The following is a 25,444-nucleotide window of genomic DNA, read 5'->3' on the forward strand; positions in this document are numbered from 1 at the left end:
AACGACGGTCGGCCGTGGCGCGCGCCGCCGGCCGACCGGCACGCGACCGGCCTCGCCGCGCAGGTGCGTGACGTAATCAAAACAAGATCAATCTCCGGGAGAAGATGATGCTGCAACTCTTGAGGTTTCGTCGGCTGGCCAACCGTGCCGCGCTGCTAACGTCCGCTTCGCTGGCGCTGACCTGCCAAGCCTTCGCCCAGGACGCGCCCGCGCCGCTTCCGACCGACGCACAGCCCGCTGAGGACATCGTCGTCACCGGTTTCCGCGGCAGCCTTGAACGCGCGCTCGACATCAAGCGGCAGAGCGCGGGCGTGGTCGACACGATCGTCGCGGAGGATATCGCCAAGTTCCCCGACAACAACCTCGCCGAATCGATCCAGCGCGTGCCGGGCATCGCCATCTCGCGCGATCAGGGTCAGGGCCGCTCGATCTCGGTGCGCGGGCTCGGCGGGGATTTCACCTCGACGCGCATCAACGGCATGGAAAGCCAGGCGACCACCGACGGCTATAACGGCGCCAACCGCTCGCGCGGGTTCGATTTCAACGTGTTCGCCTCCGAACTGTTCAGCCAGATCGACGTGCGCAAGACGGCGGCGGCGGACCTGCCCGAAGGCTCGCTCGGCGCGACGGTCGATCTTACCACCGCGCGACCGCTCAACTTCAAGGGCACCGTACTGACGCTGTCGGCGCAGGGCGGCTACAACGATCAGGCGAAGACGGTCGATCCGCGCCTCGCCGCCGTGTTCTCGACCCAGACCAGGGACGGCACTCTCGGCTTCCTCGTATCGGGCGCCTACTCCAAGCAGTCGGGCAATTTCCAGCAGAGCAATTCGGGCGACTGGAACCAGGGCATCGGCGACGGCGGCTTCTGCAACCCGGTCGCGCGGCCGGCGGCCTGCGCGGGCACCAACCTCGCCGTCTATAACGCGCTGCAAAACCCCAAGGTCTACAATCCGCGCTTCCCGCGCTACGTGCAGGGCGTCGGCGAGACCGAGCGGCTCGGCCTGACCGGCAGCGTGCAGTGGAAGCCGAGCGACCGCACCAACATCTCGCTCGACCTGCTCTATTCGAAATTTGACGTGCGCCGCGACGACTGGGCGCTGGAGCCGATCGGCTTCAGCCGCGCCGCATCGCAGGGCGGCAAGCCCGAGACGATCGTGCGTGACGGGGTGATCGACGGCAGCAACTCGCTGATCTACGGCCTGTTCGACAATGTCGATTTGCGCTCCGAACATAACCGCGACAACTTCACCACCAAGTTCTTCCAGGCGACGCTGAGCGGCGAGCAGAAGATCGGCGAGCGGCTGACGTTGCATGGCCTGGTCGGCCATTCGCGGTCCGACTTCGACAATTTCATGGACCTGTCGACGCAGATCGACGCGTTCAACGTCGACAATTTTTCGTTCGATCTGCGGCCCAAGGGGCAGAACCTGCCCGCAATCAACTGGGGCACCGACGTCACCAATCCGGCGAGCTGGTATTTCGGCCCGCGCGTGACGCAGCCCGGCGGCACCGGCCCGACCGGACCCGAAATCCGCCTGCGCCCGAACTACATCCAGAACCGCAACACCACCGCGCGCGCCGACGCGGTGTTCGCGGTGAGCGACGCGCTGAAGCTGACCGCTGGTGCCGAGTTCAAGCGCTACGAATTCGCCTCGCAGTCGCTGCGCTATACGCTGGGCGAGGCGGACTTCCCGGCGATCCCGGCCGGATCGAGCATCCAGTCGCTGACGCAGAGCTTCTGCGGGCTCGGCCGGCTCGACATACCGTCGGGCACGACGAAATGCTGGGTGACGCCCAATATCGAGGCGTTCGACGCGGCCTATAACATCTTCGGCAATACCGGTCGCACGGCGTTATCCGATACGGTGTCGGCGGCGCGCGGCGACAACCGCTCGGTCGCGGAGAAGGACTGGTCGTTCTTCGGCATGGCGGCGTGGGATACCGAACTCGGCGGCATGCGCGTGCGCGGCAATGTCGGCGGGCGCTTCACCATCACCAACCAGCAATCGAACTTCCTCACCACCGTGCCGGCCAGCGTCTCGGCGAGCGGCGTGGTGGCGACCGAGGTCGACCGCACCTATCGCAACTTCCTGCCCTCGCTGAATCTCGTGCTGGAGCCGACCAAGGATCTGGTGGTGCGCTTCGCCGCCGCCAAGACGATCTCGCGCCCGCCGCTCGCCAGCCTTGCCGGCGCGACGACGGTGAGCGTGTCGGGCGGCTCGCGCACCGTGTCGACCGGCAATCCGTATCTCGATCCGTACAAGTCGAACAATCTCGATCTGTCGCTCGAATGGTATCCGGGGCGCGGCTCGATCATCTCGGTCGGTGGCTTCTACAAGGACATCAGCACCTACATCCAGTCGAACACGGTGACGGCGCCCTATTCGACCACGGGCCTGCCCGCCGATCTGCTGGCGGGCACCAACGTGACGCCCGATACCGACTTCGTCATCACCAACGTCACCAACACGCCGGGCGGGCCGCTCAAGGGCGTCGAGCTGAACGTGCAGCAGCAATTCACTTTCCTGCCGGCACCGTTCGACGGGTTCGGCGTGCTGGCGAACTACACCTATGTCGATTCGAACATCAATTACGTCGCCGGGCGCAATCCGGACGGCAGCCCGATCTTCGTGACGGCGACCCTGCTCAACCTGTCGAAGAATTCGCTCAACGGCACGCTCTATTATGAAAAGCAGGGCTTCCAGGCGCGCGTCTCGGCCAACTACCGCGACAAGTACCTGACCAGCGTGCCGGCCGCGTTCAATCAGGATGTCGCGGGCACGCGCGCGGCGACCTATGTCGATGCGTCGATCTCGTACGACATCACCAAGTCGATCACGATCAGCTTCGATGCGATCAACATCACCAATCAGGCGGACGTGCAATATTCGGACTCGGCGGCGGACCGCTGGGTGAACTACCGTCTCAATGGCCGGCAATTCTATGCGGGCGTGCGGGCACGTTTCTAAGGGGGGTCGATCGATGACACGTCTTTCACGACGCGAGGCGATCGGCGCCGCGCTCGCCGCCGGCATGGTGCCGGCGGCGGCGGTGGGCGCAGCCGGCGGACGCGGCGACCGGCGCGCCGCCGCACGCCCGTTGATCGACTATTTCAAGGCGAACGGAGAGAGCCTGCTGCGCCCGGCGCAGGGGCTGTTCCGCGAACCCTCGATCGCGCCGACCCTGCCCAAGCAGCAATATTCGGCGGAGTTGTGGGACTGGGACACGTTGTGGACCGCGCGCGGGCTGTTCGGGCTGGCCGACGTGACGGGGGATGCCGCGTTCCGGCGGCGCGTGGCGGAGCATGCCAAGGGCAGCCTCATCAACTTCCTCGACAATCAGTCGCCGCAGGGACGGTTGCCGATCGTGATGGCGTCGACCGACAAGGACGCCAACCGCTTCCCGTTTAACGATCCCAGGCGCAACCAGGCCAAGCCGGTGATGGCGCAGCTCGCGCTGCTTGCGGTAGAGCATGGCGGGGATCCGGCGTGGTGCGCCCCGCTGATCGGCAAGATCGCGCGTTTCCACGACAGCTGGTACGCGCATAACGAGAGCCGCTCCGGGCTGCTGGTGTGGAGCAACGACGTCGCGATCGGCAATGACGACGATCCCGCCACCTTCGGCCGGCCGGCTTTCTCCTCGGCCAATCTGCTGCTCAACTGCCTGCTCTATCAGGATCTGCGCGCGCTGGCCGAACTGTCGAAGCGGCTCGGCCGTCCCGCCGCCGAGCGCGACGCGCTGGCGCGGCGGACGGAGAAGCTCGGCGCGGCGATCCTCGCGGAGTGCTGGGACGCGCGCGATGCGTTCTTCTACTCGGTCGACGTGCAATGCGTCGACCTGCGCGCCGAGCTCATCACCAATGTCGCGCCGGGCATGGCCATGTCATGGTCGACGCTGCCCTTGCGCATCCAGCAGTTCACCGGCTTCCTGCCGATGTGGTGCGGGCTCGCCACGCCGAAACAGGCCGAGGCGCTGGTGGCGCGCAACTACCGCGCCGACGACCGGCTGCGCGCCGCCTATGGCGTGCGCACGCTCTCCAATCAGGAGCGGATGTACACGATGGCCTTCTCCAGCAACCCGAGCAACTGGCTTGGCCCCGTGTGGATCATCGCCAACTATTTCGCGTGGAAGGCGCTCGCCGCCTACGGCTTCCGCCAAGAGGCGGACGATCTGGCGGACAAGACGGTCGCGCTGCTCGCCGCGTCGCTGCGCACCGATGGCAGCCTCAACGAATATTACCATCCCGACACCGGCAAGCCGCTCAGCCACAAGGGGTTCATGGACTGGAACATGCTCGTGCTGGAGATGCTGTGATGCGCGGCCTCGCGCTCGCGTTTCTTGCGCTGTTGGTGTGCGGCCTCGCGCCGCTGCACGCCGAGCCGGCCGCACCGGTGCCGAAGAAGCGGCTGTTCGTGCTGACCGATATCGGCAGCGATCCGGACGACCAGATGTCGATGGTCCGGCTGATGACCTATGCCAACCAGTTCGACATCGAGGGGCTGGTCGCGACGAAGAACGGCGACGGCCTGTTCCCCGAACGGATCGAGCATGTCGTGCGCGCCTACGGCGCGGTGCGCGAGAACCTCGAAAAGCACGAGACCGGCTTCCCGACCGCCGACGCGCTGCTGGGCGTGATCGCCAAGGGCCTGCCGGTCGACGGGCAGGCGAATATCGGCGCGGGCAAGGATTCGACCGGATCTGACCTGCTGATCCGCGCCGCCGACCGCGCCGATGCGCGCCCGCTGTGGGTGACGGTATGGGGCGGGCCGAGCGTCCTCGCGCAGGCCTTGTGGAAGGTGCGCGCCACCCGCTCCAAGGCGGCGGTCGCCCGGTTCGTGGCGAAGCTGCGCGTCTATGCCATCTCCGATCAGGACGATAGCGGGCCGTGGATCCGCCGCCAATTTCCGGGGCTGTTCTACATCGTCAGCCCGGGCAACACCTTCCACAAATCAACCTGGATCGGCATCAGCGGCGACACCTTCCACGGCCGGTTCGCGGGCGGTGACTATTCGCTCGTCACCAACGAGTGGATCAACCGCAACATCCGCGGCAAGGGGCCGCTGTCCGACGCCTATCCCAACTGGAAATTTCAGATGGAGGGCGACACGCCGTCGTTCCTGTATCTGGTCGACAATGGCCTTGGCGATCCCGATCATCCCGATTGGGGCAGTTGGGGCGGCCGCTACGAGCTTTACACGCCGCGCATGCAAAAGTGGTTTCTCGCGCCCGAAACGCGACCGATCTGGACCGACGCCAGCGATGAGGTGCTCGGCCAGGATGGGCGTTGGCACGACGACCAATACGCCACGGTGTGGCGCTGGCGCGAGGCCTTCCAGAACGACTTCGCCGCGCGCATGGCGTGGACGACCAATCCCTATGCCGAGGCCAACCACCCGCCCGTGCCGCACCTCGCCACGCCGGAGCGGATCACCGCGCATCCCGGCGACCGCGTCGATCTCAGCGCCGTCGGCACGACCGATCCGGACGGCGACGCGCTGTCCTACGACTGGTTCGTCTATGAGGAAGCGGGCACGCGCAGCATGTCGAACAACGTCTCGGGCGTGAAGCTGGCCGTGCAGGATGCCGACCAGCCCAAGGCGTGGCTGCGCATCAAGACCGACCGGGTGGTGTCGCCCGGCACCGGCACGATCCACGTGATCCTCGCCGTCACCGATCACGGCACGCCGCGCCTGACGCGCTACAGGCGCGTCATCATCAACGTGGAGCGCGGCTGACCTTTGCCGAAACGCCCCGATTTCTGCGACCGCGTGCCGCCACAAGGAGCAGGACATGATCGTAGACGTAACGCGGCGCGACGCTCTGGGATTGGCATTGACCGGCGCTGACCGGATCATCCATCTGGCGGCGCTTCCCGGCGGCGCGGCCGAGGTCGACCCGGCTTCGTCGCGTGCAGTCAATCTCGATGTCACGCTCGATATGCTTGCGGATCTCGCCCCGGGTGCGCGTCTGGTCCACGCCAGCTCTATCGCGGTGTTCGGCGCGATCTCCGCTGCGGTCGACGACGCCACCGCACCCTCCCCGTCGTCCGTCTATGGCGCCCACAAGCGGATGGCCGAGATCGCGGTCGCCGATGCTTCCCGCCGCGGGGCCAACGCTGTCTCGGTGCGTCTCCCGGGGATCGTCGCCCGCCCCGGGTCCGATGCCGGCTTCACATCGGCGTTCATGAGTGATGTGTTCGCGTCCTTCCACGCCGATGAGCCGATCACCCTGCCGGTCGGGCCTGATGCGACGATGTGGCTGCTTTCGGTCGAGGCTTGCGCCGACGCCCTGCTCCACGCAGCGTCGATGCCCGGCGCCGGGCCGGCAGTGCTGACGCTGCCTGCGCTGCGCGTTACAATGGCCGAGCTTGTCGAAACGCTCTCCCGCATCACCGGCAACGCCGCATCGCTCGCCGATTTCGCGCCCGATCGCGCGATAGAAGCCACGTCCGGTCGGCTCCCGCCACTCGATACCGCGCTCGCAGATCGGCTCGGCTTCCGCCACGATGGGACGCTCGACCGGCTTGTCGTACGCGCGCTCGCCGTATTGGCGGCCGGCGCATGACTGAGCTCGACCGCTCTTTCGGCATGGCCGGCAAGGTCGTGCTGATAACCGGCGCGACACAGGAATCGGCCGGGCGATGGTCGACGCATTCGCCGACGCCGGCGCCTCGCTGGTGATCGCCAGCAACGAGGCGGAGCTGTGCCTGGCCCTGGCGGAGGCGCTCGACGCGCGCGGCATACCCGCGCTCGGCGTGCCGACCGACGTTCGCGACGCCGCCGCGCTCGACGCGCTTGCCAGCGCGGCAGAGGCGCGCTTCGGGAGAATCGCCGCGCTGATCTGCAATGCCGGCATCAACCCGCATTTCGGGCCGATCGGCGAAGCGAGCGATACCGCGTGGGACGACGCTTTCGCCGTCAATCTGCGCCATCCGTCCCGTCTCGCCGCGCGCATCGCGCCAGGCATGGCGGAACACGGCGGCGGCAGCATCGTCGTCACATCGAGCATCGCGGCGCTCCGCGGCAACGGCAAGATCGGGCTCTACGGGCTCACCAAGGCTGCGCTCAGCCAGCTTGCGCGCAACCTGGCGGTGGAATGGGGGCCGCGTGGCATCCGTGCCGATGCGATCGCACCGGGGCTGATCGCCACACGCTGGGCCGACGCGATCCTGAGCAGCCCCGAAGCGCATGCGGCACGGTTGCAGCTCACTCCGCTTCGCCGGATCGGCGAACCGTGGAAGGTCGACGCCGCCGCGCTGTTCCTTGCCGGTCCCGGCGGCGCTTTCGTGACCGGTCAGATGCTCGTGGTCGATGGCGGCACCGTGATCACCGACGGCAGCTAACGTGCGATCAGGAGGGCTGTGCGCGGGCAAGCGTAGTCCTCGCACCGGCCGACTTTGCTGCGAAGGCGAGCTCTACCGTGCCCGCCCGCGCCCGATCAGAACTTGAACGAGAAACCGGCGGTAAATTTGCGCCCGCTATAGCTGCTGTAGAACGAATCCTCGCGCACCGAATCCATGTATAGCCCGAGTTGCTGATTGGTCAGGTTCTGCGCCTCCACGATCAGGCGAAACGCGGGCGTGACCTGATAATAGGCCGATGCATCGAGGTAGAAGGTCGGGATGTTGCCGCGTACGTCGCTGCCCGGCCGGCCCGAGGGCACCTGCAACAGATATTTGTCGCGGTACGATCCGCTCGCGCGGATGCTGAACTTGCTGTCCTCGTAGTACAGCGTTCCATTGACGGTGTTCTTCGACAGGTTGACGAGATCGGCGACCGTAGTGGTCGTACAGGTCGCGTTGGTACAATAGCTGATCTTCGAATCGACATAGGTGTAGTTCGCCAGCACGCCGAGGTTCGACAGGAAGCCCGGCAGGAAGCTCAGCCCCATCTGGAAATTGACCTCGACGCCCTTCAGCGGGCCGCCCTGCGTGTTGGTCTTGTTCGAAACGGTGAATTCGGTGCTCGCGGTGTTGCTCGATCCTTGCAGCAGCGACAGCGGCAGGCCGGTCTCGCTGAACGGGATGTTGCGCTGGAGCGTCTGGATGTAGGTGTCGATATCCTTGTAAAAACCGCCGATCGAAATCAGCCCGCCCTTGCCGAAATAATATTCGAGCGAGACGTCCGCCGTCTTCGCGCGGATCGGCTTGAGCAGGAAGTTGCCGCTCGAGATGGTGCGGGTGTTGAGCGCGATCGACACCGCGCCGGGGATCAGATCGGACAGTTCGGGCCGCGCCATCACCTTGGCGGCGGCGAGGCGCACGATGAGGTTGTTGGTGATATCGGCGGTCAGCGTCGCGGACGGGAGCCAGTCGTCATAGCTGCGCATCAGCGTGATCGGCGCGCCCGCCAGCGTGCCCTGTCCCTGCTGATCGGTGTGGACGTAGCGCACGCCGATGTTGCCGCGGATGCCGACGGGCAGCGCATCGGTGTGGAACTCGACCATGCCGTAGCCGGATTTGATCGTCTCCTTCAGCGTATTGGTCGGCGCTGGCGCGAGCGCGAATGCGCCGGTTTCGCTGCTGAAGTGGAACACGCTGTCGAACTTCTGATAGTCCGGCATCGCCCAGCCCGTCGTCGTGGCGACCGGCGCGGACTGCCCGAAGCCGGTCAGCGGGCTGGTGAGCTGCGCCATCGTCACCCCGGCGGGCAGCGCGGGCGCGAGGTTCTGCGTAACACGGCTTAGGCTGACCGTCTCGAACTTCGAATCGCGGTACTGCGCGCCGATGCGGATCTTGATCTCGTCGACCGGCGACCAGGCGGTGTTCAGCTCGATCGTGCGGTTGTTGGTCTCGTCGCGCCCGCGCGTGAGGGCGAGCGTGCCGAACACGGTGTTGTCCACCGCCGGTGGGCCGAAGGCGTAATTGGCGGGGTTGTTGACGTCGAACCCCCAGTTGAGCGTCGGAAAGCGTCCACCGCCCCGGAAATCGTAGGAGAAGCCGTTCACATTGTTGGCGAAGATGCCGATCTGCGTGCGCATCGGCCGGTCGATGATGGTGCGCGACATGCCGACATAGCCGTCCACCGTCACCCGCCCAAGCTCCTGCGAGCCGCGCAGATCGATCTGACTGAACGTGGTCGTGTATTTGGTGAGCGTAAGATCGTTGGTGACGTCCACGCCGTTGAACAGCCCGTATTGCAGCGTCCCGTTGGCGTCGCGCACCTGATCGAGCACCGAGGTCTCGGCGCTGCCGTGCTGCGCGGCATTGCGTGAGAAGGAGATGGCGGTGATCGACTGGTCACTGCGCGTCACGTCGTAGCGCGAGAACAGCCCGTCGAGGCTGAACTTGGTGCCGGGCGCGGGTTCCGCCTGCAACGTCACCGTCGCGCCGAGCCGCGAATAATCCTGGTCCGAACGGATCAGGCGCGGGCTGCGCGGCACATAGGTGTTGGCGCTGTCCACCGCCGCGTAATTGGCGGCGTTGGTCGGCGTGTTGGGCAGGCGCGGATCGCCGGTGGCGCAATTCGCCGCGTTGGTGCCGTTGAGCGCGCTGTTGGCCGGGCTTTGCGGCGTGTAGCCGACCGGCGAGCAGAAGTGGTTCGAGCTGCCCTGCAACACGTCGATGCCCGACCAGCCTTCCTCGCGCGTGTAGCGTTTGGTGTAGGCGACCGAGGCGGCGATGCCGAACGTATCGTTCAGGAACTTCTTCGCCACCAGCGCCGTCGCACGCGGATTGAAGCGCTTGCGCAGATCGTCGTAAGTGCCCTGCCCGCTCACCGCGACGGTGAAATCCTGCTTGTACGACAACGGCCGCGGCGTTTCGAGATCGACCGTCGCGCCGAGTGAGCCCTCCTCCACGTCGGCCGAACTGGTCTTGCGCACCGACAGCGAGCTGAACAGCTCGGACGCGAATGCGCTGAAATCGAACGAGCGCGACGACACGAAGCCCGAGCGGATGTCCGACGCGCCGGTAGAGCTGGCCCCCTCCATGCCGTTCAGCCGTACGCGCGTGAATTGCGAGCCGAGCCCGCGCACCGAAATCGTCTTGCCCTCGCCGCCATCGCCGCGTGTGATCGCCACACCGGGCACGCGCTGCATCGATTCGGCGAGATTGGAGTCGGGGAACTTGCCGATATCCTCGGCGACGATCGTGTCGACGACGCCGGTTTCCTTGCGCTTGATCGCAAGCGCGCTGTCGAGCGATTCGCGAAAACCGGTGACGATGATGTCCTGAACGTCGGTGTCGTCACCCGCCGTGCCGTCTGGGCGTTTCGCGGCGCTGCCATCGGTGGTCGGCCCGGTCTTGTCCTGCGCCGCGGCTACGGTTGGCAATGCGAGCCCGATCGTCAGCGCCGCCGCCGAAACCGTCGCCCGCGCAAGTGCATCACGCGAAATCATGATTGTCCTCCCCCCATTCGCCTGTTGATGTCGTTCTGGGTGGACAAAGCTGTAAGACAGACTAACCTGTAAGACAAGATGGCAGCGGCATCATCTGCTGTTGACCGGCACCATAATGGGGAGGGTTGGCGATGGACCTGTTGCGGCGAGACGTGCTGCGCCACGGCGCGTTACTGTGCGCGCTCCCCGCCGTTCCTGCGGTTGCCGCGCCCCGGCGGCGGATCGACATACGCCGCTACGGCGCGGTCGCGGATGGCAGCACGATCAACACTGCCGCGATCCAGCGCGCGATCGACGCCTGCGCGGCGGCGGGGGGCGGCGCGATCGTGGTGCCGGCGGGCACTTTCCTGTCGGGTTCGATCGTGCTCAGGCCCGGCGTCGGCCTCGAACTCGCCAAGGGCGCGGTGCTCAAGGGCTCGCCGCACCTGTCCGATTATCCGCTGGTGCTGCGCCGCTTTGTGGAGGCCTACCCTGAGGCGCTGCGCATGGCGCTGGTCAACGCGACCGGGCATCGCGGGCTGCGCATCACCGGGCCGGGCACGCTCGACGGCAATGGCGAGCCGTTCTGGCGGACGTTCTTCGACGCGTCCGACGAGCATGTCGGCACGACCAAGGTAGTCTATCCCTTTCCGCAGATCGCCTTCCTTCAGGATTGCGAGGACGTGCTGGTCAGCGGCGTCACCTTCAAGGACGCGGCGTTCTGGAACCTGCACCTCTACCGCTGCCGCCGCTCGGTGGTGGAGGAGTGTTCGTACGAGGTGCCCCACGTCATCCGCGCGCCGAGCAGCGACGCGATCGACATCGACTCCTGTCAGGATATCACCGTGCGGCGCTGCCGCTTCTCGGTGGACGACGACTGTATCGCGCTGAAGGGCACGCAGGGCGCGGGCGCGGCGGCGTACAGCGCGGCACCACCGACCGAGCGCATCCACATCCACGATTGCGTGTTCGTGAAGGGGCTCGGCTGCGTCACCTACGGCAGCAACGCGACGGTGGTGCGCGACGTGAAGGTCGAGCGGATCACCAATGTCGGCGACATTCCGACGATCCGCTTCAAGATCCGCCCCGACACGCCGGGTCAGGTGTACGAACGGCTGCACGTGCGCGGCATCCGCTTGCAGCAGGCGGAGACGCCGGTCGATTTCTGGCATCGCGGCGAGGTGTTCTACGGGCTCAACAACCCGAAGTTCGGCGCGGACGATCCCGCGATCGGGCTGATCGTCAACGCGCGGCTGACGCACGGCACCAAGGTGCCCGCCGCGCCGCCGGGCGGCATCATCCGCGACATCGTGATCGAGGACGTGCGCGGCACCACGCGCGGGTTCGGCAACATCTCCGGCAATGCCACCACCGCAATCTCCAACGTGACGCTGCGCGATATCGACGTGACGCTGACCGACCCGAAGCGCACGCATCTGATCGCCAGGGGCGTGCCGGGCCTCATCATCGACACCGTGCGCGTGAACGGCGCAGCCCTGGTGGTCGACGCCTGACGCTCACAGCCGGTACGCGGCCTTCGCCAGATCATAGGCGAGCGCCCGCGCCACCTCGAACGCCTCGTCGCGCTCCAGCCGGTGTTCGGCGACCAGCCCGGCGAGGAACGCGCAGTCCACCCGCCGGCTGAGATCGTGCCGCGCGGGGATCGAGAAGAACGCGCGCGTATCGTCGTTGAAGCCGACGCTGTTGTAGAAGCCGCCCGTCTCGGTCACCTGTTCGCGGAAGCGGCGCATGCCTTCGGGGCTGTCGTGGAACCACCAGGCCGGGCCGATCCGCAGCGCCGGATAATGGCCGGCGAGCGGCGCGATCTCGCGCGCGTACGTGCTCTCGTCGAGCGTGAACAGGATGATGGTCAGTTCGCGCCGGTTGCCGAACGCGTCGAGCAGCGGTTTCAGCGCATGGACATACTCGGTCCGCGACGGCCAGTCGTCGCCCTTGGCCTCGCCGAACACGTCCGACACCGCCGGGTTGCGCCCGCGCAATGCGCCGGGGTGGATCTGCATGACGAGCCCGTCGGCGAGGCTCATCCGCGCCATCTCGGTCAGCATCTGGCCGCGGAAGCGCTCGGCATCGGCGGCGCTCGCCTGCCCGGCGGCGACATGGGCGTACAAAGCGGCGGCCTCGTCCTGCGACAGATTCTCGGTATGCGCGGTCGGGTGGCCGTGGTCGGTCGAGGTCGCACCGCCATGTTCGATGAAATAGCGCCGCCGTGCGCGCAGCGCCGCGAGATAGCCCTCCCATGTGTCGACATCCTCGCCAGTGATGCGTCCGAGTTCGGGCAGATCGGTGCGGAAGCGCGGATGCTCGGGATCGGTGACATTGTCGGGCCGGAACGCGGTGACGACGCGCCCGCCCCAGCCGCTCGCCGCGATTGCTTTGTGGTGGCGCAGATCGTCGAGCGGGTTCTCCGTGGTGGCGAGCACCTCGATCCCAAAGCGCGCGAACAGCGCGCGCGGGCGGAACTCGGGGCGCTGCAACTGCGCGTCGATCCGGTCATAGATGCGGTCGGCATTGTCGCGCGACAGCCGTTCGGTGATGCCGAGGATCTCGTGGAACGCATGGTCGAGCCACATCCGGCTCGGCGTGCCGCGCAACAGGTGAAAATGCTCGGCGAAGCGCCGCCAGATTTTCCGCGGGTCGGTCTCGGTCCAGCCGCCGTCGATGCGCGGTACGCCGAGATCCTCCAGCGGCACGCCCCGGCTGTAGAGCATGCGGAAGATGTAATGATCGGGAATGATGAACAGGCTCGCCGGGTCGGCGAACGGCTGATCGTCCGCGAACCAGCGCGGATCGGTGTGGCCGTGCGGGCTGATGATCGGCAGCGCCTTCACCGACGCATACAGGTCGCGCGCGATGGCGCGCGTCGCCGGATCGGCGGGGAACAGGCGGTCGGGGTGCGGCGATAGCGGTTGCGTCATGACCCTCAGAACCCCTGCGACGCGCCGCCGTCGACCGGCAGCAGCACGCCCGTCACAAACTTCGCGGCCGCCGAGCACAGATAGACGGCGGCCAGCCCGATATCCTCCGCGTCGCCGAAACGCTGCATCGGCGTGCGTTGCAGGATGCGGTTCGATCGCGCGGGATCGCCGTCGAGCGCCTTGCGCAGCATAGCGGACTCGATCCACCCCGGCGCGATCGCGTTCACGCGGACACCCTGCCCGGCGACTTCGGTCGACAGCGCGCGCACCATCCCGACATAGGCCGATTTCGCGGCCGAATAGGCGATCACCCCCGGCATTCCGATCAGCGATGTCATCGAGGCGGTGAACAGGATGCTGCCGTGCCCGTCCGCCAGCATGCCCGGCAGCACGCACGTCGTCAGATTGTGCGCGGCGAGGACGTGCGTGTCGAGCATCTCGCCGAACGCCTCGACGCTGGTCTCGACCGCCGGGCGTTTGAAGTTGATGCCGGCATTGTTGACGAGGATCGAGATGCGGCCGAGCTTCTCGCGCACCCGTTCCACCAGAGCCGGGATCGTGTCGAACGCGGTCACGTCCGCCACTTCGGCATGGGCGCCCGCGCCAAGCTCGGTGGCGGCGGCCTGCACCATCTCGGCACGGCGGCCGACCAGCACCACCTCGGCCCCCGCCGCGTGCATCGCGCGCGCCATGCCGAGCCCGAGCCCGGTGCCGCCGCCGGTGATGAGCGCGACCTCACCGTCGAGGCGAAAGGCGGTGGCGGGATCAAGCGGCATCGCGGCAGGTCCGTCCGAACATCACACTCTCCTCACAGGATGCCGTATTTGGCGAAGGCGGCGGTGCTCGACATGCCCGCCTCGATCTCGCGGCGGACCAGCTTCTCGCCGCGCGCCTTCTCCAGCGCCCGCGCGATCACCTCCGCCTCCTGCGCGCGTGGAATCACCAGCACGCCGTCGAGATCGCCGAAGATCAGGTCGCCGGGCTGGACGGTCGCGCGGCCGACCTCGATCGGGCAGCGATAGTCGACCACCTTGGTGCGCACGCCCGAATCCTGCGCGAAGCGGCCCCGGCTGAACACCGGCCAATCCTGTTCGAGCACCATCGGCGTATCGCGGTGGAAGCCGTTGACGACCGCGCCGTTCGCGCCCCGCGCCCGCGCGGTGGCGGTGAGGATCTCGCCCCAATACGCGCAGCGCATCTCGCCGCCGCTGGCGAGGTAGATATCGCCGGGTTCGAGCTGGTCGAGCGCGTCGGTCAGCTTGCCAAACGGTTCGGCCTGCACGCCATAAACGTCGATCATCAGCACCGGCATCGCGCGCCCGACCAGGATCATGTCGGTCCGCATCGGCTGGATCGGCTGGGGCAGGAACTGGTGGACCAGCCCCAGCGTGTCGAGCACGTCGCCGACCACCGGCGTATAGAGTTCGGTGCGGCACAGGTCGAAAAGTTCGGCGTCGGTCATGAGCGCTCCAGCGCGGGAGGACGGCGCAGGATCAGCGCCATGATGAGGACGGCGACCGGATAGGCGACACCGGCACCCACAAAGAGCAGACGGTAATCGCCCCCGCTCGCATCGAGGATGCGGCCGACGGCCATCGCCACGAACATGCCGCACACTCCCGCCGCGAAGCCGCCGATGCCGATCACCGAACTGACCGCGCCCGCCGGCAGCGTGTCTGAGACGAGCGTGTAGAGGTTGGCCGACAGCCCCTGATGCCCGGCGGCGGCGAGCGCGATCAGCAGAACCGCGCCCCACAGCCCGCCCGCACCCGCGACGAACACCACCGGGACGGTGCAGCCCGCCATGCACAGCATCGCCACGATCCGCGCAGGCACGGGGGCAACGCCACCCCCGACCAGCCGCGACGATATCCACCCTCCGATCACGCTGCCGAGATCGGCGACGAGGTAGATCGCCACCAGCGGCGCGATCGCCGCGACCATATCGACGCCGAAGCGGGCGGCGAGGAAGCCCGGCACCCAGTTGAGATAGAACCACCACACCGGGCTGGTCATCAGCATGCCGACCACATAGGCCCAGGTGCCGCGATAGCGGAACAGCGCGAGCCACCGCACCGGCGCGCTATCGTCACCGTCGCCGCCCTCGATATAGGCGCGCTCGTCCGCCGAGAGCCGGCGCTGCCGCGCGGGCGCCTCGTAGAAACGCAGCCAGACCACCAGCCAGATCAGACCGAGGCCGCCTGCGATCAGGAACGCCGCGCGCCAGCCGAACGCCATCACCACGAACGGCAGCGTGAGCGGCGTGACGATCGCGCCGATGTTGCTGCCGGCGTTGAACAGCCCGGTCGCCAGCGCGCGCTCGCGCGGCGGGAACCACGCGCGGATCGCCCCGATCGAGGCGGGGAAGTTGCCGCCCTCCGCCAGCCCGAGCGCACCGCGCGCGATCTTAAAGCCGATCACGCTCGCCATCAGCCCGTGCAGCATCGCAGCGAGACTCCAGCCCGCCACCGCGACGCCGAGCCCCCGCCGCACGCCGATCACGTCCATGATGCGCCCGCCGAACAGATAGCCGCAGGCGTAGAGCAGCGAGAACACCGCGACGATGTCGCCGTAATCGGTCTCCGACCAGTGCAGGTCGGCGTCGAGCGTCGGCTTGAGCAGCCCGAAGATCTGCCGATCGATGTAGCAGATCGTGGTCGAGGCAAAGAGCAGCGCGACCACCGTCCAGCGATAGCGCCCGACCGGCATCGCCGTCGGTGCCGCAGCGGCGCTCGCGCTTGCGATGATGGACACGGCCGCTCCTCTCCGGATCGACGATCGTGCGCCGATCCTGTAATACAGGTTTAGCAGCCCGGATTGTGATGACAAGCGTGATTTTGCTGCGCAGGCGTGTGTGCGCTGCTATGCCGTCTGACAGGATGGAATCCCAGTTCAAGGAACGAGCCGTGCCGGCGACCAACGATTCGCCTCTGAGCGCCGCGCCCAAGGGCGTGGGACTGGTCGATCACGTCATCGAATATCTGCGCGATCACGTTGCCGCGGAGCAACTGCGCCCCGGCTCGAGGCTGCCGAGCGAAACCGCGATCAGCACGACGCTCGGCGTCAGCCGGCCGGTGGTGCGCGAAGCGATGCGCACACTCGCGGCGACCGGTCTGGTCGAGATGGCGGTCGGCAAGCGCGCGACCATCGTGTCGGTGGATGGCGAGATGATCTCGCGCGTGATCGGCAATGCGGTGCTGATCGGTCAGGCCGACATCGCACATATTCTGGAGATGCGGCGTGGCATCGAAATCGCGATGGTCGCGCTCGCTGCCGAGCGCCGCAGCGACGCGGACGCCCAGGCGCTCGAGGCGATCGCGGCGGAAATGGCCGGACTGCTCGGCGATGCGGAGCGCTATGCCGAACTCGACATGCGCCTTCACACCATCCTCGCGCGATCGACCGGCAATCCGCTTTACGCACTGCTGATCGAGGCGTTCCGGCAACTCATTCAAACGTCGATGATCGAGGGGATGGAACGCTGGGCGGCGACACCGAAGCTGCAACGCGTGCAGGAACTCCATGTCGAGATCGTCGCGGCGGTGGTCGCGCGCGATCCCGTCGCCGCCGCACGGGCGATGACGCAGCATTTCGACGATGCGATCAGCGCGATCCTCGGCCCCGTGCCCTGACCTGAGCCGCGTCACTTGCGCCGCCTCGCTCCGGCTTCTATCCTGTCAGACAGGTTCATCAGGAGAGGACATCGCGATGCGGATCGAGCGGTTCGAGACGTGGATCTGCAAGCGCCCGAAGGGTCTGTTCGACGAGGACCGCGAAGGTGCCGCGCCGATGCCGTGGAGCTATGGCGTCGGCCGCATCACCACCTCGGATGGCGTGGAGGGGATCGCGACATTCTGGGCGGCGCGCTCGGGCGCGGTGACGGACGCCTACCTTTCCGACGTGATCGCGCCCGTCATCCTCGGCCGCTCGATCCATGATCGCGAACGGATCTGGCACGATTTCTGGACGATCGACCGGCACGGCGCGTTCTTCCCGGTGTTCCTGCCCGGTCCGATCGACGTCGCCTTGTGGGACGCCGCGGCACGCACCGCCGGGCTGCCGCTGCACCAGTATATCGGCTCATACCGCACCAGCCTGCCCGTCTATGCGAGCAGCCTGTGGTTGCCCGGCGTCGACGATTATGTCCGCGAGGCGCTCGCGTACAAGGCGCGCGGTTTCAAAGCGTACAAGGTGCATCCGCGCGGCCCGAGCAGTCTGGATATGGAAATCCACGCCGCCGTGCGCGCGGCGGTCGGCCCCGACATGGTGCTGATGAGCGATCCGGTCGCCGAATATACCCTGCCCGAGGCCATTCGCGTCGCACGACACATGGAAAGCCTGGGGTATCATTGGCTGGAGGAACCGTTCCGCGACTATGAACTCGACAAATACGCCAAGCTGAGCGCGGCGGTGGACATGCCGATCGTCGGCACCGAGACGACGCGGGGCGGGCCGTGGGGCGTGGCGCAGGCGATCAAAAGCAATGCGGTCGACATCGTCCGCGCCGACGTATCGTGGAAAGGCGGGATCACCGGCACGCTCAAGGTCTGCCACCTCGCCGAAGCGCATGGCATCGACTGCGAACTCCATACCACCACGATGGGGCCGATGGATGTCGCCAACCTCCATGTCGCCTGCGCGGTTCGCAATTCGCAATATTTCGAACTGTTCGTGCCCGAAGATGCGTTTCAGGTGCCGATGAAGCAAAGCCTGCGCGATTTCATGGATGCGGACGGTGCCATCCACGTACCAGGCGGGCCGGGCCTTGGCATAGAGATCGACTGGGATCTGGTCGAGAACAACTGCGTCTCGCACCACCGGTTCGACGCGTGAGCGCCGGAGCAAGATGGCCCCGACAGTCCAGCGATCCTGAGAAGCCTGAAGCTGCCGGCAGGTACGGAGTCCTCATTCGCGGGTGAAGCGTCGATGAGTTGCCCCGCCTCCCCCCGGTCGTTATGCTGCTGCATGGCAAACGCAACCGATCAGGGTGGCGCAGCTACCGCCGCACACGTCGGTAGCCTCAGCGCGGCGGACGTTCCGCGCTACATCCTGTTCGGCGATGAGAGCGTTCGGCCCGACTGGTTCGTCAATGTCGAGCCGCTTGATCAACGCTCGCGCGACAGAGGCTGGGTTATCGCGCCGCACACCCATCCCCGTTTCACGCAATTGGCGTTCTGCACGGCGGGTGGCGGCGACATGTCGATCGAGGGCGAAACCCGCACCTTCGAGCCCGGCGGCGTGCTGGTGGTGCCGCCGCATACCATTCACGGCTTCCGCTATCAGGAGGGCAGCGCCGGCTGGATCGTCACGATCGAGCGCAATTACCTTGCCGACCTGCTGGTGCGCGCGCCCGCGCTGAAGGCCATCGTGGAAACCGCCGGCGTCTTCGCGTTCGATGCGGAGGTGATGGACGCGATCGTCGAGCACATCACCGCGCTGCACGACGAGCTGAACGATGCGCGCGAGGCGAAAGCGATCGGAGCCGAGATCCGCCTGCTATCGGTCCTCCTCGCGCTGCTGCGACACTGGCCCGCCGACGAGACGCAGCGCCGTAAGGGCGCCGACAGCCGCACCGGGCTGGTCGAACGCTACAAGGAACTGGTTGAGCGCCGCTATCGCGAGCAGCCCCACCTTCCCGAGCTTGCCCGCGAGTTGGGTGTCAGCGCGTCGCAGTTGCGCATGGCCTGCCGGTCGATCGCGGGCATGTCGCCGCTTGAACTTATGCACGATCGCATCCTCGCGGAAGCGCAACGCTGCCTTGCCTATACGCCGATGAGCATCGGCGAGATCGCCGATTGGCTGGGCTTTTCCGACGCACCCTATTTCTCGCGGTTCTTCACGCAGGCGGCCGGCGAACCGCCGACCGCCTATCGGCGCAAAAAAGCGTTCTAGAAGCGGAAGTCCGACAGCACGCCGAAGTAATTGCCGTTGCGCCCGCCCGCTGCGCCGAACGCGTTGCCGGCGGAGAAATACGTCTCGAACAAGCGGAACTGAAGCCGCTTGGTCGCCTGCCACGACGCTTCGAGGTTGAGATCGGTGCCGATGTAGTTGGTCGCGGTGTACGGCGCGAACGAGGCGCCGGTCGGCCCGATATAGACGCCGTCCGCCTTGCGCTGCCGCCACAGGAAGTCCGGCCCGGCCATGATGGTGATGTCCTTGCGCGGCTTGACCGTGACCGACGGATAGGCGTCGACGAGGTTGGACAGGTTGAAGAACGCCGCCTCGCTGATCAGCGGCAGGCGTGGCGACGCGGGCACGAAGGTGCTGGCCTTGCCGTCCTTCAGATTGCCGTCGCCGCTGAACGCGTTGGCGCGAAGCCCCAGGCGCGGCTTCCACGGCGTATCGGCGAAAGTGTAGCCGCCCTCGAACAGCACCGCCCACGCCTGGATCTCCTGCGTGTCGAGACGGCCGGTCTGGCGATCCGCCTCCAGATCGAAGTCCCAGCGGGCGTTGCGCGTCCACAGCCGCGCACCCCAATTGTCGCGCCGGTCTTCGCCGGTCGCCTCGCGCACGGTGCCGCGATTGCGATCGACCTCGTACCAATAGACGTCGGTGCCGAGCCCGGCCAGCCCGTGCGGCGCGCTGACGTACACGCCCTTGAAGCTGGCGGTATGGTTGGGGCCATCGTCGAACGTCTCGGGCTTGATGTTGACCGGCCGCACCGCAAAGGCATCGACTGAGATCTTGCCCGGCAGGATATAGGTGGCGCGCACGCCCTGATAGGTGAAGCGCATGTTCAGCCCCTCGCGCACGCCGACGAGCTTGCCGTTGCCGAGCGGCATCTCGAACCGGCCCGGCCGCACGGTGATCTTGCCCGCCTTGCCGAGCGGCACCGTCACATCGACGAACGCCTGATAGATGTCGACCTTGTCGCGGTTCGGGCCGGTCGCATATTCCTCGCCATATTCGCGGTTGTCGCCCAGCTCGACATAGCCGCGCACGTAAGGCCCGACGTGCAGGTCGGCGATCAGGCGCGCGCGGCTTTGCAGCAGATTGTTGCTGTCGCCGGCGGTGCGGCCGAGCGCGGCGTGATCCCAGTCGGTGTAGTACAGCCGCATCTCCCCGCCGAGCGACAGGTAGATATCGTCACGCCCCAGCGGGATGTGCCGGATCTTGTCGAGGATCGGCGCGTCGGCCGCGGGCGGCTTCGACCAGTTCTCGGTCCAGCGGATCGCCTGCGGCAGCCCCTGCGGACCGGTGCGGCCGCCGGGGATCGCCTCCGCGGCGAGCGGCTGCGACTGCGGCGGCCGCTCCCCCGGCGGGGTGGCGGAGCCGAGCGGCCCGCCGGCCGCGTCGGGCGGCGGCGCGCCTTGCGGGGTCGATTGCGCCCACGCCGATGTGCCCGACATCAGCGCCGCCAACGCCAGACAGCGCGCCGCAGAGCCGCGCGACGACGCGCGGCGGGTTCCAGAGAACAGCATTTCCTAACTCCCGATCGTCTTGTTTTATAATGTCCGCCGTTCAGGCGATGACGTTCTCGCGGTAGCGGACCAGCGACAGCGCGATACCGCCGCACAGCGTGCCGCAGCCGAGCACCAGCGCGACCGGCGACAGCCCCCAGCCGCTGGTGAACAACAGCCCCGCCATGATCGGCCCGAGCGCGGCGCCCGCGCGGCCGACGCCGATCACCAGCCCGGTGCCGCCCGCGCGCAGCGATGCGGGGAAGGACTGCGCGATCACCGCATACAGGCCTGCCGTCGCGCCGTTGGTGAAGAAGCCGCCGATGCAGCCGATCATCGACAGTTGCGCGAGCGTGGTGAAGCCCTGCCCGAACGCCGCCACCGCGACCGCGCCGCACAGCATCGCGCCGATCACCAGCGGGCGCACGCCGAAGCGCTGCGTCAGCAGGCTGAGCGCGATCGACCCGGTCGCGCCGCCGACGTTCGTCCACACCAGCACGCCACCGGCGGCGGCGGGCGCGAAGCCGAGATCGACGACGATCTTCGGGATCCACTTTACCAGGAAGTAGAAGGTCATCATGTGCGCGAAATAGGCGAGCGTGAGCAGCAGCGTGACGCTCGCCAGACCGGGCGCGAACATGTCGGCGATGCTGGTGCGGCGCGCCGAGGCGACTTCCGGCTCGGGCAGCGCGTCGAGCGGTGCGCGGCCCTGCCGCACCATCGTGCGATTAATGCGGACCAGCGCGCCCGCCGGGCGTTTGTGCAGCAGGAACGCGATCGTCTCGGGCACCAGCCACAGCACCAGCGGCACGAAGCAGATCGTCGCCACCGCACCGAACTCGAACACCGACTGCCAGCGCCCCGTCGCGGCGAGCAGCATGGAGGCGATCGAACCGCCGACGATCGCGCCCATCGGATAGCCGCCCGCCATGATCGCGACGGTCAGGTTGCGCCGCCGCGCGTTCGAACATTCGGCGACGATCGCGTTGGTCGCAGCAAGCATCCCGCCGATGCCGAAGCCGGTGAACAGGCGGAACGCCGACAGTTCGGGCACGCTGTGCGCGGTCGAGGCGGCGAACATGCCGAGCGCCATGACGACGAGGCAGGCGAGGATGGTCGGGCGGCGGCCGATCCGATCCGCCATCGCGCCGAGCAGGAACGCGCCGACGCCCATCCCGAACAATTCCATCGACAGCACCAGGCCGAGTGCCGCCCGGTCGATGCCCCAATCCTTGGCGATGCCGGGCGATGCGAAGCTGATCGACAACACGTCGAAGCCATCGAGCGCGTTGAGCGCGGTGGCGATACCGATCGCGATCACCTGACGGTAATGCATCGGCTCGCGCGCGATGATCGCGCGGGGGTCTTCCATGCTCATCTCCTGAAACACGTGTTCTTGTTACTTCTCGCCGCCTGCCGCGACGGAATAGGTGACTTGCTGGTTGCGGGTCTTCTGGAACTCGGCGACGGTCTGGCCGCGCATTCCCGCGTAAATGTCGAGGTTGGAGAAGCCGGTTACCGCCGCCAGCTTCTCCAGCAGGAAGAAGATCGCGCCGTAGTGGATCAGCCCGCGCCAGTCGCGTGCACGCACCAGTTCGGCCTCCTCCGCCGACAGCCCGGCCAGCGCATAGGCCGCCGCTTCGTCTTCACGGAACGCATCCCGCGCGGCGGGGTCGATCAGCGTGTGCAGGAAGCGGTTGAGCCGGTAGCCCTTGGCGCTGCGCTCCAGCGTATAGGGATAGGTGCCCTCGATCGCGTCGGCCCCGTGCAGTTGCTCGGCCATGCGGCTGCGGTGCGCCTCGGCCTGTGCGGGGTCGAGCGGGGCGGCTTCGTTCTCGTACACCGCCGTCGCGATCGCGGTCATCGATGGCAGATAGTAGCTGCGATGGACGCACCGCACGCTCGCCGAGAGTGCGCCGCGCATCACCAGCCACATGATGACCTCCGACCCTTCCATGCCGCCGAGCCGCGCGTAATCGGCATGGGTCAGCCGGGTCAGCGCCACCGGATCCTTCTCGATCAGGTCGAGAAAGCGTTCGTCCCATGCGGTATTGTTGAAGCCGCACCGCTCGCCGTGAACCTGATGCGACAGTCCGCCGGTCGCCACCAGCGCGACGTCGAGATCCTCGGGATAGCTCTCGATCGCGGTGCGCAGCGCCTGGCCGAGCTTGTAGCAGCGCGCCGCGCTCGGGATCGGGAATTGCAACACGCCGATCTGGAGCGGCACGATCGACAGCGCTGCCGCCGCGTCGGGCCGCAGCACCGACAGCGGCGAAAAGCAGCCGTGATCGAGCGGCTTGTCGCGGAACGTGCTCAGGTCGAACTCGTCGGTCATCAGCGACTGCACGATGTGGCGCGACAGGGCGGCATGGCCCGCGACCGGCGGCACCCCGCGTGCGCCGCCGCCCTCGTCGGCGACCTCGTAGCGATCGTCCACCCCGATCGCGAAAGTGGAATAATGATCGAAGAAGAACGACGTAATGTGGTCATTATAGACGATCAGCAGCACGTCGGGCCGGCGCTCGGCGATCCAGCGCTGGATCGGTTCGTAAGCATCGAAGATCGGCTTCCACGCCGGATCGTCCTGCTTGTTCGCATCCAGCGCGAACCCGATAGTCGGCGTGTGCGATGTCGCGATCGCGCCGATGATGCGTGCCATGCTCCGTGATCCTCCCGCTGCCAGGGCGTTGCCCCCGTGCGACCGGATCATGACGCAGCGCCCAATCCTGTCAGCGCACGACTTTGTTGATAACTGCCCGGCTTAGCCATAGCGGAATCTACGATTGTCGTGGACTTTTCGCTAAAACGACTCCGGATGGTGGCGCGCCGAAGCGGCGATGTCGGCGCGCCATCGAAGGCGGCAGGTGTCAGCCTCACCGGCTGAACCACCTGCTCGATACCGTAAGGTCGTCTGTCGGCCGCCGCGACGGGTGCGTCAGTCAGCCCGTAAGGATGTAGGCACGTCGCCGATGATCGGCAGCGTCAGGATTGCCAGCAACTGGCCGCCGAGCAAGGTCGTATAATGGAAGCTGACGAAGAAGCCGCGGCTGGTGCCGGTGACACCTCCATCAGATACGCGGCGCTGGTGCCATATTCCCTGCCGACGCTCAGCCCCCGCAACAGCCGCGCGAGCACCAGTATCACCGGCGCCGCCAGCCCGATCATATCCCACCCCGGCGTAAGCGCGACCAGCAGCGACCCGCGGCACATCATCAGCACCGACAGCGCCGCGCGTCGGCCACGCCGATCCGCATGATAGCCGAACACCACCGCGCCCACCGGCCGCATGATGTACCCGACCGCGAACACGGCCGCCGTCTTCATCAACTGCGCGGTCTGGTTGCCCGCTGGGAAGAACGCATGCGCGAAGTAGAGCGAGAACGTCGAGAACGGCGGCCATCGACGTGATGATAGTCGAGGCTGTTGGAGGCGCGGCCGCCTCCGACATATTGGTTGCTGTAGATGCCCGAACCGATCACGCGCGCCTGAAGGAAGGCCAACGTGCCGCCGTGCGTGAGCGTGACGCTGGCGGATCCCTGCCGATGTTCTGTCCGGTCAGCGTGCCAAACGCGTTGTCGATCTTGATGTCGTAATAATCGAGCGATGCGGAGAAGCCCGGCAGCAATTGCGGACGGAAGACGATGCCCGCAGTCAGCGTGTTGGCGATCTCGGGCACCAGATCGGGGTTGCCCACGAAGTAGAGCGGCGTGGTGGTGTTGGTGCTATTGACCGGACGCCGCGTCAACCGTCGTCGAGATCGAGGAACGCCACCACGTCGTTCTCCGTCGCCAGCCAGAGCCCGGTCTGTACCGCTTCCGGCTGCTGACGCGCGACCGCGATCGCATCGCTGAGCGAACCGTAGAACAGTGTCTGAGCGGCGGCGTCCTCCTCGCTGAGGTGATACAGGCGAACGCTCGCGGTGGTTGAAACGGTACGCATCGCCGCACCTTGGCCTTTACCAGCGCCTTCGGCAATCGCTCGATCGACACGCAGCCATGCCGCGACGGTCTAAGCCAGTCCGGCGGAGCGCGGCGTCGGCTCCGGTCGCCTGATACGACGCGGCCAGTTCGATCCCCTCGACCAGTGCGCGGCGCGGTCAGCACTTCGTGGGACGTGTCGGTTCCGGCGCGCGTTTCGTCGCGCAGGATGCGCCGCACCTTCGCGCGCCGGTTCGCTGCTTGCTGGCGCGCCGCGTCGGTGGCACAGAGCCGCGATGGAGCGCGAGAGAACGTCCATGCTGGGGAGGATCGACGTCGGCGACCCGCTTGCGGATCGGCGCATCGTGCTTACGCGGCTCGCGCAGACCTATGAACGCGCGCTCAGCCGGTTTTTCGAGCGGCGGGTGACGGTGAATGCCGACGTGCCCGATCTGGTGCAGGACGTGTACCTCCGCCTCAGCCGCATGCCCGATCCGGCGGCCATCGAGAAACCCGAGCATTTCCTGTTCGTCACCGCCGCCAACGTGCTGCGCGACCGGGCACGGCGGGGCGCGGCGCGCGGTAGCGGACTGCACGATGCGATCGACGAGGAACTTGCCGGTTCGGAGATTCCGCCTGACCGCGTCTTGGAGAGCAGGGAGGCGGCGGATCGCTTGCAGGCGGTCTTGCTGGAGCTTCCCGAACGGACGCGCGACGTGTTCGTGCTGCGGGTGCTGGAAGGAATGAAGATGGCGGAGGTCGCCAGGGCGATCGGCATTTCGACACGCGCCGCCGAGAAGCATCAGGCCAAGGCGCTCGTACGCGTCACCGCCGCGCTGGAGGACTGGCGCCATCGCTGACGATAGGCTCC

The 25,444-nt window shown here is 67.0% G+C and carries 21 protein-coding genes; 10 read left to right on the plus strand and 11 right to left on the minus strand.

Translation table 11 applies throughout. The annotated features are described in order from the left end of the window. Positions 1 to 107: 107 nt before the first annotated feature. From AC3ANX_RS11065 to AC3ANX_RS11085, 5 genes are all read left to right on the plus strand, one after another. Positions 108 to 2,972, plus strand: coding sequence for a TonB-dependent receptor (locus AC3ANX_RS11065; protein WP_488333336.1), 2,865 nt, complete (start codon positions 108 to 110; stop codon positions 2,970 to 2,972). Positions 2,973 to 2,985: 13 nt separating this feature from the next. Then, positions 2,986 to 4,317: an MGH1-like glycoside hydrolase domain-containing protein gene (locus AC3ANX_RS11070; protein WP_488333337.1), complete on the plus strand. Its 1,332-nt coding sequence runs from the start codon at positions 2,986 to 2,988 to the stop codon at positions 4,315 to 4,317. Next, positions 4,317 to 5,738 (plus strand): nucleoside hydrolase-like domain-containing protein, encoded by a 1,422-nt coding sequence (locus tag AC3ANX_RS11075; protein WP_488333338.1) that lies wholly within the window; start codon positions 4,317 to 4,319, stop codon positions 5,736 to 5,738. Before AC3ANX_RS11070 ends, AC3ANX_RS11075 begins: the two co-directional genes overlap by 1 nt. 55 nt (positions 5,739 to 5,793) lie before the next feature. Continuing rightward, the gene (locus AC3ANX_RS11080) at positions 5,794 to 6,567 is read left to right on the plus strand and encodes an NAD-dependent epimerase/dehydratase family protein (RefSeq protein ID WP_488333339.1); all 774 of its coding nucleotides are present in this window, start codon (positions 5,794 to 5,796) and stop codon (positions 6,565 to 6,567) included. 76 nt (positions 6,568 to 6,643) lie between these two features. Next, entirely contained in the window at positions 6,644 to 7,345 is a 702-nt protein-coding gene (locus AC3ANX_RS11085; protein WP_488333340.1) for an SDR family NAD(P)-dependent oxidoreductase, read from the plus strand. 95 nt (positions 7,346 to 7,440) lie between these two features. On the opposite strand, the gene AC3ANX_RS11090 is transcribed toward AC3ANX_RS11085, so the two are convergent. Continuing rightward, the gene (locus AC3ANX_RS11090) at positions 7,441 to 10,341 is read right to left on the minus strand and encodes a TonB-dependent receptor (protein ID WP_488333341.1); all 2,901 of its coding nucleotides are present in this window, start codon (positions 10,339 to 10,341) and stop codon (positions 7,441 to 7,443) included. A 131-nt stretch (positions 10,342 to 10,472) separates the two neighbouring features. Between AC3ANX_RS11090 and AC3ANX_RS11095 the strand changes: the two genes are divergently transcribed. Beyond that, the gene (locus tag AC3ANX_RS11095) at positions 10,473 to 11,834 is read left to right on the plus strand and encodes a glycoside hydrolase family 28 protein (RefSeq protein WP_488333342.1); all 1,362 of its coding nucleotides are present in this window, start codon (positions 10,473 to 10,475) and stop codon (positions 11,832 to 11,834) included. A 3-nt stretch (positions 11,835 to 11,837) separates the two neighbouring features. Here AC3ANX_RS11095 and uxaC read toward each other — a convergent pair whose 3' ends face one another. Genes uxaC through AC3ANX_RS11115 form a run of 4 tightly spaced genes read right to left on the minus strand, consistent with a single transcriptional unit; the run spans position 11,838 to position 16,010 of the window. Next, positions 11,838 to 13,256, minus strand: a complete 1,419-nt coding sequence (gene uxaC, locus AC3ANX_RS11100; RefSeq protein WP_488333343.1) for a glucuronate isomerase — start codon at positions 13,254 to 13,256, stop codon at positions 11,838 to 11,840. A gap of 5 nt (positions 13,257 to 13,261) precedes the next feature. Then, positions 13,262 to 14,032 carry an SDR family NAD(P)-dependent oxidoreductase gene (locus AC3ANX_RS11105; protein ID WP_488333344.1) on the minus strand — a complete coding sequence of 257 codons (771 nt, stop codon included), beginning with the start codon at positions 14,030 to 14,032 and terminating at the stop codon, positions 13,262 to 13,264. Between the two features lie 32 nt (positions 14,033 to 14,064). Then, complete coding sequence (locus AC3ANX_RS11110) at positions 14,065 to 14,718, minus strand: RraA family protein (RefSeq protein WP_488333345.1); 654 nt, start codon at positions 14,716 to 14,718, stop codon at positions 14,065 to 14,067. Next, entirely contained in the window at positions 14,715 to 16,010 is a 1,296-nt protein-coding gene (locus AC3ANX_RS11115; RefSeq protein WP_488333346.1) for an MFS transporter, read from the minus strand. The genes AC3ANX_RS11110 and AC3ANX_RS11115 overlap by 4 nt, the downstream gene beginning before the upstream one ends. 152 nt (positions 16,011 to 16,162) lie before the next feature. On the opposite strand from AC3ANX_RS11115, the gene AC3ANX_RS11120 reads away from it, so the two are divergent. The 3 genes from AC3ANX_RS11120 (at position 16,163) to AC3ANX_RS11130 (ending at position 19,148) form a co-directional block, all read left to right on the plus strand. Next, on the plus strand, positions 16,163 to 16,888 hold the full coding sequence (locus AC3ANX_RS11120) for a FadR/GntR family transcriptional regulator (protein WP_488333347.1): 726 nt from the start codon (positions 16,163 to 16,165) through the stop codon (positions 16,886 to 16,888). Between the two features lie 76 nt (positions 16,889 to 16,964). Then, complete coding sequence (locus AC3ANX_RS11125; protein WP_488333348.1) at positions 16,965 to 18,089, plus strand: enolase C-terminal domain-like protein; 1,125 nt, start codon at positions 16,965 to 16,967, stop codon at positions 18,087 to 18,089. A 132-nt stretch (positions 18,090 to 18,221) separates the two neighbouring features. Further along, a complete protein-coding gene (locus AC3ANX_RS11130; RefSeq protein ID WP_488333349.1) occupies positions 18,222 to 19,148 on the plus strand; it encodes a helix-turn-helix domain-containing protein in 927 nt (308 codons plus the stop codon). Here the strand turns inward: AC3ANX_RS11130 and AC3ANX_RS11135 are convergent. The 6 genes from AC3ANX_RS11135 to AC3ANX_RS11160 all read right to left on the minus strand — a co-directional run bounded on the left by AC3ANX_RS11135 (position 19,145) and on the right by AC3ANX_RS11160 (position 24,595). Further along, complete coding sequence (locus AC3ANX_RS11135; protein ID WP_488333350.1) at positions 19,145 to 20,677, minus strand: alginate export family protein; 1,533 nt, start codon at positions 20,675 to 20,677, stop codon at positions 19,145 to 19,147. The genes AC3ANX_RS11130 and AC3ANX_RS11135 overlap by 4 nt on opposite strands. A 40-nt stretch (positions 20,678 to 20,717) precedes the next feature. After that, the gene (locus AC3ANX_RS11140) at positions 20,718 to 22,034 is read right to left on the minus strand and encodes an MFS transporter (RefSeq protein WP_488333351.1); all 1,317 of its coding nucleotides are present in this window, start codon (positions 22,032 to 22,034) and stop codon (positions 20,718 to 20,720) included. A gap of 21 nt (positions 22,035 to 22,055) precedes the next feature. Further along, entirely contained in the window at positions 22,056 to 23,315 is a 1,260-nt protein-coding gene (locus AC3ANX_RS11145) for a gallate dioxygenase (protein ID WP_488333352.1), read from the minus strand. Between the two features lie 323 nt (positions 23,316 to 23,638). Beyond that, a complete protein-coding gene (locus AC3ANX_RS11150) occupies positions 23,639 to 23,980 on the minus strand; it encodes an MFS transporter (RefSeq protein ID WP_488333353.1) in 342 nt (113 codons plus the stop codon). A 151-nt stretch (positions 23,981 to 24,131) separates the two neighbouring features. Next, complete coding sequence (locus AC3ANX_RS11155) at positions 24,132 to 24,401, minus strand: TonB-dependent receptor domain-containing protein (protein ID WP_488333354.1); 270 nt, start codon at positions 24,399 to 24,401, stop codon at positions 24,132 to 24,134. After that, positions 24,398 to 24,595 carry a hypothetical protein gene (locus tag AC3ANX_RS11160; protein ID WP_488333355.1) on the minus strand — a complete coding sequence of 66 codons (198 nt, stop codon included), beginning with the start codon at positions 24,593 to 24,595 and terminating at the stop codon, positions 24,398 to 24,400. Before AC3ANX_RS11160 ends, AC3ANX_RS11155 begins: the two co-directional genes overlap by 4 nt. 295 nt (positions 24,596 to 24,890) lie before the next feature. On the opposite strand from AC3ANX_RS11160, the gene AC3ANX_RS11165 reads away from it, so the two are divergent. Then, complete coding sequence (locus AC3ANX_RS11165) at positions 24,891 to 25,433, plus strand: RNA polymerase sigma factor (protein WP_488333356.1); 543 nt, start codon at positions 24,891 to 24,893, stop codon at positions 25,431 to 25,433. The last annotated feature ends 11 nt before the right edge of the window (positions 25,434 to 25,444 follow it).

The sequence above is a fragment of the Sphingomonas sp. BRN-1R genome, assembly GCF_057748035.1.